This window comes from Bradyrhizobium sp. STM 3843 (assembly GCF_000239815.1).
Lineage (GTDB): Bacteria > Pseudomonadota > Alphaproteobacteria > Rhizobiales > Xanthobacteraceae > Bradyrhizobium.
This window is the reverse complement of the sequence record NZ_CAFK01000196.1, coordinates 1-14,928: the sequence shown is the minus strand read 5'-3', so window position 1 is coordinate 14,928 and position 14,928 is coordinate 1. Positions and strand designations below refer to the sequence as shown.

General features: G+C 64.0%; 14 protein-coding genes. 12 read left to right on the top strand and 2 right to left on the bottom strand.

Annotated features, from left to right (window positions below; all coding sequences use genetic code 11):
- The first annotated feature begins 1 nt into the window (after nt 1).
- Genes BRAS3843_RS20750 through BRAS3843_RS20715 form a run of 8 tightly spaced genes read left to right on the top strand, consistent with a single transcriptional unit; the run spans nt 2 to nt 7,294 of the window.
- Nucleotides 2-1,000, top strand: a complete 999-nt coding sequence (locus tag BRAS3843_RS20750) for a GDP-mannose 4,6-dehydratase (RefSeq protein WP_008970988.1) — start codon at nt 2-4, stop codon at nt 998-1,000.
- 49 nt (nt 1,001-1,049) lie between these two features.
- Entirely contained in the window at nt 1,050-1,898 is an 849-nt protein-coding gene (locus tag BRAS3843_RS20745; RefSeq protein WP_008970987.1) for a transketolase, read from the top strand.
- Entirely contained in the window at nt 1,895-2,818 is a 924-nt protein-coding gene (locus BRAS3843_RS20740; RefSeq protein WP_008970986.1) for a transketolase C-terminal domain-containing protein, read from the top strand. The genes BRAS3843_RS20745 and BRAS3843_RS20740 overlap by 4 nt, the downstream gene beginning before the upstream one ends.
- Nucleotides 2,819-2,826: 8 nt before the next feature.
- Nucleotides 2,827-3,864 carry a zinc-binding dehydrogenase gene (locus tag BRAS3843_RS20735; RefSeq protein WP_008970985.1) on the top strand — a complete coding sequence of 346 codons (1,038 nt, stop codon included), beginning with the start codon at nt 2,827-2,829 and terminating at the stop codon, nt 3,862-3,864.
- Between the two features lie 15 nt (nt 3,865-3,879).
- Nucleotides 3,880-4,497: a hypothetical protein gene (locus BRAS3843_RS20730; protein WP_008970984.1), complete on the top strand. Its 618-nt coding sequence runs from the start codon at nt 3,880-3,882 to the stop codon at nt 4,495-4,497.
- Nucleotides 4,484-5,530, top strand: a complete 1,047-nt coding sequence (locus BRAS3843_RS20725; RefSeq protein WP_008970983.1) for an aminoglycoside phosphotransferase family protein — start codon at nt 4,484-4,486, stop codon at nt 5,528-5,530. The genes BRAS3843_RS20730 and BRAS3843_RS20725 overlap by 14 nt, the downstream gene beginning before the upstream one ends.
- A 28-nt stretch (nt 5,531-5,558) precedes the next feature.
- A complete protein-coding gene (locus BRAS3843_RS20720; protein ID WP_008970982.1) occupies nt 5,559-6,221 on the top strand; it encodes a methyltransferase domain-containing protein in 663 nt (220 codons plus the stop codon).
- Entirely contained in the window at nt 6,218-7,294 is a 1,077-nt protein-coding gene (locus BRAS3843_RS20715; protein ID WP_008970981.1) for a glycosyltransferase family A protein, read from the top strand. Before BRAS3843_RS20720 ends, BRAS3843_RS20715 begins: the two co-directional genes overlap by 4 nt.
- A gap of 18 nt (nt 7,295-7,312) precedes the next feature.
- Here the strand turns inward: BRAS3843_RS20715 and BRAS3843_RS20710 are convergent, their stop codons facing one another.
- The gene (locus BRAS3843_RS20710; RefSeq protein WP_008970980.1) at nt 7,313-8,521 is read right to left on the bottom strand and encodes a methyltransferase domain-containing protein; all 1,209 of its coding nucleotides are present in this window, start codon (nt 8,519-8,521) and stop codon (nt 7,313-7,315) included.
- A 78-nt stretch (nt 8,522-8,599) separates the two neighbouring features.
- Nucleotides 8,600-9,136, bottom strand: coding sequence for a WbuC family cupin fold metalloprotein (locus BRAS3843_RS20705; protein ID WP_008970979.1), 537 nt, complete (start codon nt 9,134-9,136; stop codon nt 8,600-8,602).
- A 305-nt stretch (nt 9,137-9,441) separates the two neighbouring features.
- Between BRAS3843_RS20705 and BRAS3843_RS20700 the strand changes: the two genes are divergently transcribed.
- The 4 genes from BRAS3843_RS20700 to asnB form a co-directional block, all read left to right on the top strand.
- On the top strand, nt 9,442-11,415 hold the full coding sequence (locus BRAS3843_RS20700) for a hypothetical protein (RefSeq protein ID WP_008970978.1): 1,974 nt from the start codon (nt 9,442-9,444) through the stop codon (nt 11,413-11,415).
- A gap of 202 nt (nt 11,416-11,617) precedes the next feature.
- The gene (locus tag BRAS3843_RS38970) at nt 11,618-12,520 is read left to right on the top strand and encodes a sugar nucleotide-binding protein (RefSeq protein WP_008970976.1); all 903 of its coding nucleotides are present in this window, start codon (nt 11,618-11,620) and stop codon (nt 12,518-12,520) included.
- 5 nt (nt 12,521-12,525) lie between these two features.
- Nucleotides 12,526-13,785, top strand: coding sequence for a class I SAM-dependent methyltransferase (locus tag BRAS3843_RS20690; protein ID WP_008970975.1), 1,260 nt, complete (start codon nt 12,526-12,528; stop codon nt 13,783-13,785).
- Between the two features lie 138 nt (nt 13,786-13,923).
- Nucleotides 13,924-14,928 (top strand): asparagine synthase (glutamine-hydrolyzing) (asnB, locus tag BRAS3843_RS20685; protein ID WP_035982340.1); only part of this gene is annotated, 1,005 nt, incomplete at its 3' end.

Genomic DNA, 14,928 nt, shown 5'->3' with positions numbered 1-14,928 from the left:
GATGGCGGGACACGAAAAGTACCTGATCCTGGGCTCGAACTCGTTCTCGGGCGCGACCTTTGTCGACTTTCTCGCGGCAGCCGGTCATGACGTGATCGCGACCAGCCGCTCCGACGAGCCGCACGATGCCTTTCTGCCTTACAAATGGCAGAAGCGGGCAGGGAGCGTGCGCTTCCATCGCGTCGATCTCAACCACGATCTCGAAGCGCTCAAGGCGCTGCTGGCAGCCGAGCGACCCACCCACGTGGTGAATTTCGCCGCCCAGAGCATGGTCGGCGAGAGCTGGCTGTATCCCGACCATTGGATGATGACCAACGTCGTCTCCGCGGTGCGGCTGCACGACCTGCTGCGCAACTATGACGGCCTGGAGCGCTACGTCCACGTCACCACGCCGGAGGTCTACGGTTCGACCGAAGGCTGGGTCCGCGAGGATGCGCCGTTCAATCCGTCGACGCCCTACGCGGTCTCTCGCGCGGCCGGCGATATGAGCCTGCGTACCTATTTCGCCAACTACCAGTTCCCCGTCGTTTTCACCCGGGCGGCCAATGTGTATGGTCCCGGGCAGCAGCTCTATCGCATCGTGCCGCGCACCATCGTGGCTGCCATGACCGGCCAGAAGCTGCGCCTCGATGGCGGCGGCAAGTCGGTCCGCGTGTTCATCCACATGACCGACGTGTCGGATGCGACCTTGAAGATCGGCCGCAAGGGCACGCTCGGCGAGACCTATCATATCTCCGGCTACGAGCTGGTTTCGATCCGCACGCTGGTGGAGATGATCCTCGCCCGTCTGGGCAAGAAGTTCGAGGATTGTGTCGAGATCGGCCCCGAACGGCCCGGCAAGGATACCGCCTACACGCTCGACAGCTTCAAGCTGCGCACCGAGCTCGGCTGGCGCGACACCTTCTCGCTCGAGCAGGGCATCGACGACGTTATCGCCTGGGCGCGGCGTTTCGAACGCGACATGGCGAAACTGCCGACCAAGTACGACCACAAACCCTGACGACGACCCCTTGCCCTGCCCGCTTCGGGCGGCGCCACTGGAGAGCACGATGAACGTTGCAGTCCGGAGCACAGCAAACGCCCCCGACGCCGCGGCCCTCAAGGCCCAGGCTGCGAGGCTGCGCGGCAAGATCATCGAGATGTCGCACAAGGCGCAGGCCGCCCATCTCGCCTCGTCGCTGTCCTGCGCGGACGTGCTGACCGCGGCCTATTGGCACGTGCTCAACATCGATCCTGGCAAGCCCGCCGATCCCTTGCGCGACCGCTTCATCCTGTCGAAGGGGCATGCGGCGGCGGCGCTGTTCGCGACCCTGGCGATGAAGGGCTATTTCCCCATCGAAGAGCTCGACACTTATTGCCAGGATGGCGGCCGGCTCGCCGAACATCCGCCGGCGAACCTGTTGCCGGGGGTCGAGGCCGCTACCGGCTCGCTCGGCCACGGCCTGCCGCTCGGCTGCGGCATGGCGCTGGCGGGCCGCATCAAGGGCGAGAGTTTCCGCGTGTTCGCGCTGCTCTCCGACGGTGAAAACAATGAGGGCTCGGTGTGGGAGGCCGCGATGTTCGCCGCCGCCCAGAAACTCGAAAACGTCTGCGTTGTCGTCGACTACAACAAGTGGCAGGCGACTGCGCGCTCCAACGAGACGCTGATGCTGGCGCCGTTGCGCGACAAATGGGCCGCGTTCGGCTGGGATGCGCATGAGATCGACGGTCACGACGTCGGCGCGCTGGCGGAAGCCATGCAGAACATCCCGAATGGCTCCGGCAAGCCGGTGGCGTTGATCGCGCACACCGTGAAGGGCAAGGGCGTCTCATTCATGGAAGACGACAACAACTGGCATTATCGCGCACCGACTGCCGAGGAAGTCGTCAAGGCGAACAAGGAGCTTGGGCTGGCATGAGAAACGCATTTGCCGACGAGCTGACCAAGCTCGGCAATGAGGACAGCCGCGTCGTCATGCTCTCGGGTGACATCGGCAATCGCCTGTTCGACAAGTTCAAGGACAAGCATCCCAGCCGGTTCTTCAACTGCGGCGTCGCAGAAGCCAACATGATGGGCGTCGCGGCCGGCATGGCCATGAACGGCCTGCGCCCGGTCGCCTACACCATCACGCCGTTCGTCACCACGCGGTGCCTGGAGCAGATCCGTACCGACGTCTGCTATCACGAGGCGCCGGTGACCATCGTTGCGGTCGGCGCCGGCCTTGCCTATTCCGGCCTCGGCCCGACCCACCACGCCTGCGAGGACATCTCGTTCCTGCGCTCGATCCCGAACATGGTGGTGATCTGCCCGGGTGATGCCTTCGAGGTCCGCGGCGCGCTCCGCGCGGCCATGCAGCAGGACCGCCCGGTCTACATCCGCATGGGCAAAAAGGGCGAGCCGGTCGTGCACAAGGGGCCGATCGCCGACTTCAAGATCGGCAAGGCGATCACGATCGAAGAGGGCTCCGACGTCTGCCTGCTCTCGACCGGCAACATGCTGCCTGAGGCGATCGAGGCCGCGCACAAGCTCAAGGAAAAGGGCATCTCCGCCGAGGTCGTCAGCTTCCACACCGTAAAGCCGCTCGACGAGGACAAGCTGAAGCAGGCGTTCGCTCGCTTCAAGCTGGTTGCCACGATCGAGGAGCATTCGCTGATCGGCGGCTTTGGTGCCGCCGTCTCCGAATGGCTCGCCGACACCGAAACGCAGCACAAGAAGTTCCTGCGCTTCGGTACGCCCGATGCCTTCTTCAAGAAATCAGGCGAACAGGAATATGCCCGCGAGGTGCTGGGACTGACCGGTCATCAGATCGCGGACAAGATCATCCACGCGTTGAACTGAGACATTACATGAAGACCCAAGCTGCCCTCCTGGTCCAGACCGGCCAACCTCTCGTGCTGGCCGAGATCGAGACGCCCGCGCTGAAGCCGGGCCAGGTGCTGGTCGAGATCGCCTATTCCGGCGCCTGCGGCACCCAGGTGATGGAATGGCGCGGCGACAAGGGCGAGGACAAATGGGTGCCGCATTGCCTCGGCCACGAGGGGACCGGCACGGTGCTGGAGGTCGGCAGCGCCGTGACCAAGGTCAAGCCGGGCGACAAGGTCGTGCTGTCCTGGATCAAGGGCAGCGGCATCGAGGCCGGCGGCGCCGTCTATGATTGGGATGGCAAGAAGGTCAATGCCGGCGGTGTCACCACCTTCCAGCGCCACTCGGTCGTCAGCGAGAACCGCCTGACCCTGCTGCCGCCGGACCTGCCGATGGATGTCGCGGTGCTGCTCGGCTGTGCGGCGCCGACCGGCATGGGCGCGGTCTACAACGTGCTCAAGGTACAGCCGGGCGATGCGGTCGCCGTGTTCGGCACCGGCGGCATCGGGCTGAACGCGCTGATGGCAGCGGCGCTGGCCGGCGCCATGCCGGTGATCGGAATCGACCCGAACCCGACCCGTCGCGCGCTGGCCCAGCTCTATGGCGCGACCCATGTGATCGACGCGGCCGGCGACGTGCTGGCGGAGATCAAGAAGATCGTGCCGCAGGGTGTTGATCTCGCGGTGGAATCCTCCGGCATCCCTGCCGTCATGGAGCAGGCCATCAACGCCACCCGCCAGCAGGGCGGCCGCGCGGTGGTGATCGGCAATGCCAAACATGGCGCGGTACTGCCGCTCAATCCGGGCGTCTTCAACCAGGGCAAGAGCCTGCTCGGCACCTGGGGCGGCGATAGCGTGCCGGATCGCGATTACGGCCGCTATGGGCGGCTTCTGAGCTCCGGCCGCTTCCCGGTGCGGGACCTGCTGTCCAAGCCCTACAGCCTTGCCCAGGCCGATCAGGCGCTGCAGGATTTGGCTGCCGGCAAGGTCGGCCGTCCCTTGATCGACATGTCGCTGCGCTGAGCTTCTGGTGGCACGATGCGGATCGGGATCGACTTCGACAACACGATCGCCTGTTATGACGGCGTGTTTCATGCGGCCGCGCTCGAGCGCGGCCTGATCCCGGCCGACCTCGGCCGCGACAAGAACAGCGTTCGTGACCACCTCAACGGGTCCGGGCGCAAGGACGATTTCACCGAACTGCAGGGCTACGTCTACGGCGCCCGCATGGATCTGGTGTCACCATATCCCGGCTTTGGCGACTTCATCTCCGCGGCGCGTCGGGCTGGCCACGACCTCTTCATCGTCAGCCACAAGACCAGGCATCCGATCCTCGGCCCCAAGCACGATATGCACGCCGCCGCGCGCGGCTTCTTGACCGATCGCGGGCTGATGGGGCAGGGCGGTGAGCAGATCCCGCCGGATCAGGTGTTCTTCGAGCTCACCAAGGACGAAAAGGTTGCCCGCGCCCGTGCGCTGTCCTGTGAGGTCTTCATCGACGACCTGCCCGAAATCTTAGGCATGGACGGCTTCCCGGACGCCATGCGCAAGATTTTGTTCGATCCGGAAGGCCAGTTCGCAAGCAAGACTACGCCGTACGAGCGCCGCGGATCCTGGGCGGAAATCGCTGCGGATTTCGCCCGTGAACGCGTCTGAGGCAGTTCCCGAAACCGATGCCACGCTGATCGCGCTCGCGCGCCGGCTGACGGCAGAGGCCAACAAAGCCGCGCCGCGCACTCTGACGCGGCTCGCCGGCGGCCGCAACAACCAGGTCTACCGGCTCGATACCGATGGCGGCCCGCTGGTGCTGAAGCGCTACTTCACCGACGCGCGCGACAGCCGCGACCGGCTCGGCGCAGAGTGGAGCTTTGTCAGTCATGCCTGGTCCCGGGGAATCCGCGTCGTTCCCGAACCGCTGGCGTGCGACCGAGCCGAGCAGGCTGGGCTCTATGGCTTTGTCGAGGGACGCAAGCTTACGCCTGCTGAACTGAAACCTGACCATATCGAGGCGGCGATCGATTTCGTGCTCGCGGTCAATGAGCGCCCTCGTCCTGCCCTCGCGCCGGGATCGGAAGCCTGCTTCTCGCTCGTCGAGCATATTGCGACCGTCGAACGCCGTGTCGCGCGGCTCGGCAAGCTCGATGCCGACGTGCCGCACGTGGCCAAGGCACGCGCGCTCGTGGCGACCAAGCTGCAGCCGGGCTGGGCCTCGGTGAAGGCGAAGATCATAGCAGGAGCTGCCGCAGCCAAGCTTCCCATCGATCAGGCGCTCAGCGTCGAGCAGAGCTGCCTGTCGCCGTCCGATTTCGGCTTCCACAACGCGCTGATCGACGACGCCGGCAAGCTCACCTTCCTCGATTTCGAATATGCCGGCCGCGACGATCCGGCCAAGCTGGTCTCGGATTTCTTCTGCCAGCCGGAGGTTCCGGTGCCGCTGTCGTTGCACGGCCACTTCATCGATCGGCTGGCGCAGGGTTTGGGCCTCGATGCGGCCGGCGTGGCGCGCTGCCGCCTGCTGCTCGATGCCTACCAGATCAAGTGGACCTGCATCATCCTCAACGATTTCCTGCCGCTCGGCGCGGCAAGGCGCGCCTTTGCCGACACCGGTGCCTGGGCCGAGCGCTGCGCCGCGCAACTGGCGAAGGCCGAAGCGAAGCTCGCTCTGGTCCGCGCCGACGACACACCTTAAACGACATCCTCACATCCGGAGCGTTCTCATGGCCTATCGCGAGTTCGTCAGTCTCGTCCACAAATCGACCAAGCGCGATTATCTCGCCCGCGTCACCCAGCGCGACAAGGCCGATGTCGCGGAGATGGCGATCAAGTTCGACTACGATTACTGGGACGGCAGCCGCGAGACCGGCTATGGCGGCTACAAATATGACGGCCGCTGGCGCAAGGTCGCCGACGCGATGATCGCGGCCTACGGCATCAAGCCGGGTATGCGCGTGCTCGACGTCGGCTCCGGCAAAGGGTTCATCCTGCACGATTTCCGCGAGGCCATTCCGGATCTCGAGGTTGCCGGCATCGACATCTCCTCATATGGGATCGAGCACACGATGGAAGACGTCAAGCCGTTCTGCCAAGTCGGCTCAGCAGCGAAGCTGCCCTTTCCCGACAACCATTTCGACCTCGTCATCTCCATCAATACCCTGCACAACCTCTACAACTACGATCTCGACTCCGCCCTGCGCGAGATGGAACGTGTCAGCCGCGGGGGCAAATATCTCTGCGTCGAGGCCTATCGCAACGAGCGCGAGAAGGTGAATTTGATGTACTGGCAGCTCACCTGCCGCATCTTCCACACCCCGGAGGAGTGGGAGTTCGAGTTCAAGCGCTCGGGCTATACCGGCGATCACGAATTCATTTTCTTCGAATGAGCGCCACCAACTCGCCGCAGGCGGAGATGCCGACCAGCGCTGTGGAGAACCCGTCGAGGGCCTCGGTCCGGCTCTCGGTCGTGATTCCGAACTATAATCATGGTTCGCTGGTCGGAGATGCGATCCGCGCCTTTGCGCAACAGGAGCCGGCGCCGGACGAGATCATCGTCGTCGACGACGGCTCGACCGACGACAGCCTTGCGCGGCTGGCCGCGCTGGCGTCGGAGTTTCCGACGCTGCGGGTGCTGGCGCAGGAGAAGAACCAGGGCACGGTCGCGGCGCTGAATCGTGGCTTGCAGGCCGCGCGCGGCCTCTTCATCAATTTTGGGGCTGCCGACGATCTTACCCATCCGGGGCTGTTCAAGGCCACCCTGTCGGCTCTGGAGCGCCATCCCGAGGCGGTGCTGGCCTGTACCGAAGGGCTCGCCGTTGACGTGACACGCCCCGACAGCGCGCAGCCCAGGCCGCCGATCGTGCCGGCTTATGAGGAGGCCTATCTTGGGCCGGGCGAGGTCGCAGGCCTGCTGCGCTACGCCGACAATTGGCTGCTTGCCGGGACGGCCGTCGTCCGCCGTGCCGCGATCATCGATGCCGGCGGGTTCGATCCCCTGCTGAGGTCGTTCGCCGATGGCCTTCTGTTCAAGCAATTGGCCCTGCGGCACGGTTTCTGTTTCGTCCCGACGGTCGGCATGACCTGGAAAATCAGTCCGTCGGGCTATTCGCGCTCGGAGGCTGCTGATCTGTCGCGCAGCTACGAGGTGATGAACCTGGCGATCGCGCGGATGCAGGCCGACCCGGCGTTCCCAACCTGGTATCCGCAGCTGTTCGAGCGGCGCTGGCGCTTCGGATTGGCGCGCATCGCCATTTCCTCGCAGCCGATGCGGAAGGCCACGCTTCTGCAACTGGCGCGCGGGCCGCTCGGTCCGATCGCGCTCAATTTCGCAGCGGCGCTGGATGGCGCTGTCGGACGCCTAATCGCTCTCGCCTGGTTCGTCCTGCAGGAGCGGCCGATGTCGCTCTGGGCGCTCGCCAGGACGGCCTGGTTTCGCCGCACCCGCAGCGCGCAACGCTGAGGGGCGGCGTCAAGCGGATCAGAGCGCCAGCGAGAAGATCGAGCGCGGGCTTGCCCGCAAGATCGAGGCGAACTTGCCGCCCGAGGCGGCCACGGCGCTGTTGCGCTCGATCACCCGGTCCTCGCTGCTGACCGAGAGAGCCAGCAGGCACAGCTTGATGCCACGCTCAGCCAGCGCCGCGGAGGGGAGGATCGGCAGGCGCGCGCCAGGCAGATATTTGCCGATCTTCTGCGGCGTGTCGTCGGCAACGAAGTCGATCAGGTCGGCAACACCCAGGAAGTTGGCGAAGGCGCAGGCGAGATGGCCGGCGCCGAACAAGGCGATCGGGCCTTGCTCGGCGCGGAACTTGGTAAGCTTCGCGCGCAGCTCGCGACGCGTCGGCTCGAAATCGGCGGCATAGCTTCCGAGCAGCTGCGACTGGCTCGCATCGGTCGGTTGATCTCGCTTGACGGGACCGGGGAGGCCGACCTTGCGCGCGAGCTGCACGATGGAATTCTCGAAGGGCAGGGGAAACACGTCCATGCGGATCGGCTCAAAGCCACCCATGGTGAGGACCGGTGCGAAGGTTTCGGGAGTGAAGTAGAGCGAATGCTCCTCCCACGGCATGCAGTAGTCATGCAGCCGCAGGCTGTTGGTACAGTCCGGGATCTCCACCATCACGATGCCGCCGGGTTTCACCAGCGCCGCGATGCCCCCGACGAAATCATGCAGGTTTTCGGCATGTTCGAGAATGTGGCGGACGATCAAGACATCAGCAGCACCGCGCCTGTCCGCGATCGCAGCCATGCGCTCGGGTGTGGTCAGCTTCTGAACCGTCTCGATGCCGCAGGCGGGATTGGTAAGGCCAAGATCGCCGTCGAGCGTGACCCGCCAGGTCCGTTCGAAGCCTTTGCGACGAAACCGGTCGATCGTGGTGTCATCCTTGGATGTCAGCGCGCCGATCACGCTGTCCGTGGTCACCCCGGGGAGTGCCACGATCTGCTCGACCACCTGGTCGAGATGCTCTTCCGGCTCGCGCGCAAATAGCCAGTCGTACGGCGGAATCAGCGCCTCATGCGACACCGGCTTCATCAGCTGGATGGTGCCGCAGGTCGCGCATTGGCCGAGCACCAGATCGACGGCATGTTCCGGGGTGTCCTTCTCCGGCAGGAAGAACGACGCCACCGGGTGGCTTCCCAGGTCCAGCGCCTGCTTGACCTCCTGAGCACCACAAACCAAACACGCCATCTGCGCGATTCCTCTTCAGACGATCTGCCGATCGCAGCTAGATGCCCGACTTGGCAGGATGAGTAAACAGGGCCGCGGTCAACGGCCGGGATTGCTGGACACAAGGGCCGCGAGGTACGCATGTCCGGCCGCCGGGTCGGTTTCCGGCGGGGCCCAACTCGCCGCTTCGCTGGAGGTCGGATCGAATGGACCGATCGTGGTTTCCAGGAACACCAGCCATTCCGAGCGGAAGATCAAGGTATGAAAGATGCCCGGCGGCATCTTGTAGAAGAAGCGGCCGCCCTCGGCCGCGGCCGACATCGGCAGGCGCTCCGTCAGCTGTCCATCCTGGTCGAACAGGAGGGTCTCGCAGTTTCCTTCGATGATCGCCAACGTTTCGGAACGGCGCAGGTGACGGTGGGGGCGCACATAAGAGGACCGGTGCATGACGATCAGCATCTCCTGTTGGAGATCGTCAGACGATGCGTGAAAGCAAAGGCGACAGCGTCGCCGGGTTGATTTCGCGGCCTTGTCCTTCAAGAGCTGCACGATGCTGTCGTCGACAGCGAGGAAACCGCCATCCGAGTACAGCACCTCGGGCGAAACTTCGCGCAATCGGTGGTCCGGCTGGTCCATGCATTCGTCCAGAAATGCGGTGACTTGTCCACAGCCCGCCGACGATGGCGCGATCCCGGGAGGGGACCCGGGCCGTGCGGTGGTCGGAGCTTTGCCCGCCCGCATAAAGGACTTTTGGGTCCACTGCAACGTCGCGAAGCGGAGTTTTGCTAGAGTTTGACCGGCGTTTCTGCTTTACCCTGCCTGGAACATGGAGCGTTGGCCCTGGCTGCCGTGACCGAGCCAGGGCGGCCGTTCGTTGCGCTTGCCAAGCGGAAGGCGTGGCAGGTCCGTCTCACGAAGGCTTTTCGAGGCGTTTTTAGAGAATGAAGGTCAAGTTTCTGACGGCGATCTGGGGAGCTCGTTACATCGACGAGTTCGCCCGCGTCTCGCTACCGTCCTATTTGTCGTCTCACAACCTGCCCTGGGTGGCGGAGGCAAACGAACTCGAAGTCGTCATTCTGACGTCTGCCGAGGGGCGGGTGCATTTCGAGCAGCAGCCGATCATGGCCCGGCTGAAAGCGCTTTGCCCCGTTCGGTACATTCTGATCGATGATCTCATCGCTGGCGGCGCCTACGGCGTGACGCTGACCGCAGCCTATGCGCGCGGCATCATGGATAGCGGCAGCGAGCAGACCAATACCTGCTTCGTGTTCATGAACTCGGACTTCGTGCTGGCAGACGGATCGCTGCGAACGCTCGTCAACAAGGTTGCGGAGGGGCATCCTTGCGTGAAGACGCCGTCCTTGCGCGCCGTCGCGGAGACGGCTCTGCCCTCATTGCTGAAGGCGCTGTCACCGGATGGATTTGAGCTGACGCTTGCGCCGCGCGATCTGGTCCGCATCGTGCTCAACAATCTGCACCTGACTGTCACGGCCAAGACCATCACGCAGAGCCTCATCACCTGCACCAGCCATACGCAGATCTACTGGCAGGTCGACGACGACACCTTGCTGTGCCGCCATCATCTGATCTTCATGATGGCGGTCAAGCCCGAGGTGCCGCTGACACCGCTGAACTCCTACAGCGACTATGGCTTCATGCCCGAGCTGGTGCCGTCGCGGAAATTCGCGTTGCTTGGTGACTCCGATGAGTTCTTCGTAGCCGAGCTGCAATCCTCGAGCTCCGAACGCAACCTTGTGCGGGGCGGCCAGGCCAGCGTGGGCGCGATCGCAGCCGAGCTCTCCAACTGGACCACCGCCGAACATCGGCGTTTTGCGGAGGTGGATGTCGTCTTCCATGCCGCCGATCCCGGCCCGGAGCTGGATCGTGCTCGCGCCCGCGCCGAGCAGTTCATGACTGAGCTGAAGTCGAAGATGACGCGCGAGCCGATCGACCACGTCGACCACCCGTATTGGCTCGCCGGCGTTCAGTATTGGGCATCCCTGAAGTTCGTCCAGTCAGGCCGGGAGGTCGTGCTTCCTCCGGAACTGCGCCGTCGCGATACGGTCGGGGGTTGGAGGAGGCGTATCGTTCCTCTCTACAGCGAGCTCATCGGCTGGATGCGTCGCCGGACGCGTAGCATCCCCGACGTCCCGATCTGGCATTACCAATGGCTGGATTCTCGCCTCCTGCTCGACTGGATCGCCGATATCAAGCAGCGATCACCGCGCGTGCTTCTGGTTGCCAGCGCCTCGAGTCCCCTTGCATCTTCCTTGCCCAAGCATCTGCCGATCGACGTGCACGGGAATGCCAGGGTGCCCGACGCAGGTGTTGACGAGGAACGTTCCGCCGTTGCCGATGCCCGCTATGATGCCGTTCTGGTCCACGTATCGAGCGACGGAATCGCAGGCATTTCGGAGAAGTTGCAGGCTGCCGAATCGCGCCTTGCCCCGGGCGGCGTTCTGGCGATCTTCCTCGAACATCAACCTGGCGATCTCGATGGAGGCGATCTCGCGCACGCGCTTCCGCAATTCGTCGAACAGGTGATGCCCCCCAACTGGATGGCTTATCAGTACGACGGTCGCTTTGCAGGGGGCAGGGTCAAGTTCCTGCTGCGACAGTGGGAGCGGAACCTGGCCCGCTATGTGTGGCCCCTAAGTCTCAGGCGCCTTCCCGTCAATCTGCTCGCGGTCGTCTCCTGGGCCGCGATAGCGGTCCTGACGAGCGCGAACAACGTCCGGATGCGCAAGTGGCTCCGTACCGGCGCATTTCCCTCGCATTGCAGCAGCATGCTGATGACGCGAGAACGCTGGGGTTCCGGGAGGCTGACTGTCGATGCCGGCCAGATTCGCCCTGCGCCAGCCGATGGGGCCATTCCTGAGAGGGCTCCTGCGAATCGGCTGTCTGGGACGGGTTAGCGACCGGATCTGAGTTTGCTGCCCGTCCGAGTGTCGAGCTGCGAATGCGGCGATTCGACGGAACGGCGATCTCGCTGGGTCTCTCGGATCATTTGCAGTGGCACGCATTTCTGGCTAACCAGACGGCGCAATGGTGCAAGTGACGGTTGCGGTTTACGACGAGTGCACAGCGGACAAGCACCTGCTTCCCGGGGGATGAATCATGACAGATAACGCCGCATTTTTGGTCATTGGCGGCGACAGCCTGGTGGGCGGCAGCGCCATCGGCGCCTTGCGGAAGCGGGGCCATACCGCCTACGAAACCACGCGGCGGGCCGACACTGTCACGCCGTCGCGCTTGCTCCTGGACTTCGAGAGCGAGACGCCCTTCCGCGCGCCCGCGGGGATCGACTATGCCTTTCTGATCGCGGCGGCGACCAACTATGACCGCTGCGAAAAGGACCCGATGGCGCGGGTCATCAATGTCGAGCTGATCCCGAGGACCATCGCCTCGCTGCTCGAGCAGGGGCTGTTCGTGACCTATATCTCGACCAATTCCGTGTTCGGCGGTGAGCGGCCGTGGCCGCAGGAAGACGACCCGCATCAGCCTGGCATCGCCTATGCACAGCAGAAATCAGACAGCGAAGCAGTGGTGCGGCGTGCCGCAGAACGGCTGAACGCGACCGATCGCCTCAACATCGTGCGCCTGACCAAGATCATGAATGCCGGCGTGTCGCCGCTGCCGGCGTGGTTTGCAGCTTGGGAGAAGGGGCAGCCGGTCGAACCGTTTTCCGACCTGACCTTCGCACCGATGTCGGTTCGCTTTGTCGGAGAGGCTCTGGCGCGGATCGGGGAGCAGCGCGTGCCGGGAAATCTGCATCTGTCCGGCGCTGAAAACGTCAACTATGTCGATTTCGCCCACAAGCTCGCCAACCGGCTTGGGGTCGATGCCAGCTTGATTCGGCCGTCGACCGCGGTAGAGAAGGGGATCAATATTCCCTTCAAGCCGACTTATAGTGGATTGGGTATGCGCAGAACGACGCAGCTGCGCGGGATTTCTCCTCAGCCCCTCGATGACTTGATCGAAGACTTGATCGCCGACTACCAGGCTCAACGAAAGGCTTGAATGCTATGACTGTGACAAAGCGCCAGACGTGCCGCCTTTGCGACTCCAAGAACGTCGAACGCGTCGTCGAGCTTTCGCCGATCCCGCTCTCGGAAAATTATTCCCACGATCGCAACGTGGCGGCGAATGCGGCCCGTTATCCCGTTGACGTCTACATGTGCGGCGATTGCGGCCATGTCCAGCAAACGGATATCATCGATCCCAAGACGCTGTGGGATTCCTACACCTACTATTCCGGCGATGCCAAAGGCATGCCGGAGCACTTCCAGAACGTCGCGGCCAAGGCCATGAGGGCCTCCAGCGCGCCGCAGGGTTCGCTCGTCGTCGATATCGGCAGCAATGACGGTTCGCTGCTCAAGCCGTTCAAGCAGGCCGGCTATCGCGTGCTCGGCATCGATCCCGCAACGGACGCGGCGCAGCGCGCCAATGATGCGGGGATTCCGACCATCACCTCGCTGATGACCCGCGACCTCGCCAAGCGCATTCGCGAGGAGCATGGGCCGGCGCACATCGTCTGCGCCTTCAACGTGTTCGCCCATGCCGACGATCTCGGCGAGATGGTGGATTGCGTGCGCACCATGCTGGCCCCCGATGGCCTGTTCTTTTTCGAGGCGCAATATCTGCTCGACATCGTCGACGGCGTGCTGATCGCGACTCTGTTCCACGAACATCTCAGCCACCATTCGGTCAAGCCGCTGATCAAGTTTCTCGACCGTCACGGGCTCGAACTGATCGCGGTCGAGCGCGCGCCGATCCAGCACGGCTCGCTGCTCGGCACGGTGCAGCTCAAGGGCGGCAGCCGGCCTGTCGAGGATTCGGTCAAGCAGCTGGTCGCGCTGGAAGACGAGCGGAAGCTCGACCAGCTCGAGACGCTGCACGCCTTCGGCAGCAAGGTGAAGCAGCTCCGCGCGCGAACGGCGGAACTGGCGGCCAAATTGAAGGCGGACGGCAAGACCATCGCCGGCTACGGCGCGGCCCGCAGCGGGCCAACGCTGATGATCCAGCTCGGACTGACCGGCAAGATCGACTACATCGTCGATGATCACCCGCAGAAAGTTGGCCGACATGAGTCCGGCGACGGCATCCTCGTGGTGCCGACGGCGGAGTTGCTCAAGCGCATGCCTGACTACACCATCATCCTGGCCTGGGTGCATTCCAAGAAGATCATCGAGACCAACCAGGACTATCTGCAAAAGGGTGGGCATTTCATCGTGCTGTGCCCGGAGACCCGCGTCGTCGGCAAGGATGGCGACGTCAAGGTTTGAGAAACGAACCGCGATACGTTCCTGACAGGCTGCAAGTTTAGGCATTTCGCTATTGCGGCCTTCGCGTGTGAGGTGTGAGAGTAGTCGTCAGGACAGCCAGAGGCCGTCAGGTCCAGTGAAGGGGCGATAGGTCTTCCGATGTGCGGGATAGCGGGCCTGTTTCGCCCCGGCGGCGCTGATGAGAGCCTGCTTGCGGGTTTTGCCGGCCGGATGACGGAGGCGCTGGCCCATCGTGGTCCGGATGCCTCGGGATTGTGGACGCTGGCGGAGGCGGGGATCGCCTTCGGACATCGGCGGCTCTCGATTCTCGATCTGTCCGCGGCCGGTGCGCAACCCATGCGCAGTGCCTGCGGCCGCTTCACGGTGACGTTCAACGGCGAGATCTACAACCATCTCGACATCCGTGCTGAGCTGGAGGCGGCCGGCGCCGCGCCGAACTGGCGCGGCCATTCCGACACCGAAACACTGCTTGCGGCCGTCAAGCAATGGGGCGTTGCGGCAACGCTCCAGCGGATGATCGGCATGTTCGCTCTCGGCCTTTGGGATGCCGAGGCACGGACGCTGATTTTGGCGCGCGATCGCTTCGGCGAGAAGCCGCTGTATTACGGCTGGAGCGGCACCGATCTCGTATTCGGCTCCGAGTTGAAGGCGCTTGCGGCGCATCCCGATTGGGCCCCGTCGATCGATCGCGCGGCGCTGACCGCGTTCATGCGCTATTCCTACGTGCCGGCGCCGGCCTCGATCTGGAGCGGAATCCGAAAGCTGCCACCGGGATCCTTCGTCATCTTCGGCGCCGACGCCATGCCCGGCAGCCTCCCGACCCCGCAGGCCTATTGGTCCCTGCGCGACCAGGTCGTCGCCGCGCAGCACATCCGTTTCAGCGACGAGCGTGAAGCAACTGACGAGCTCGAACGATTGCTGTCTGTTGCGGTCAAGCGGCAGTGCCTGTCGGACGTGCCGCTCGGCGCTTTCCTGTCTGGTGGCATCGATTCCTCGACCATCGTCGCGCTGATGCAGGCGCAGGCCAGCCAGCCGGTGCGGACCTTCAGCATCGGCTTCGCCGAAGGCGCCTATAACGAAGCGGAGGACGCGCGCAAGGTCGCAGTCCATCTCGGCACCGCGCATACCGATCTCTATGTCGAT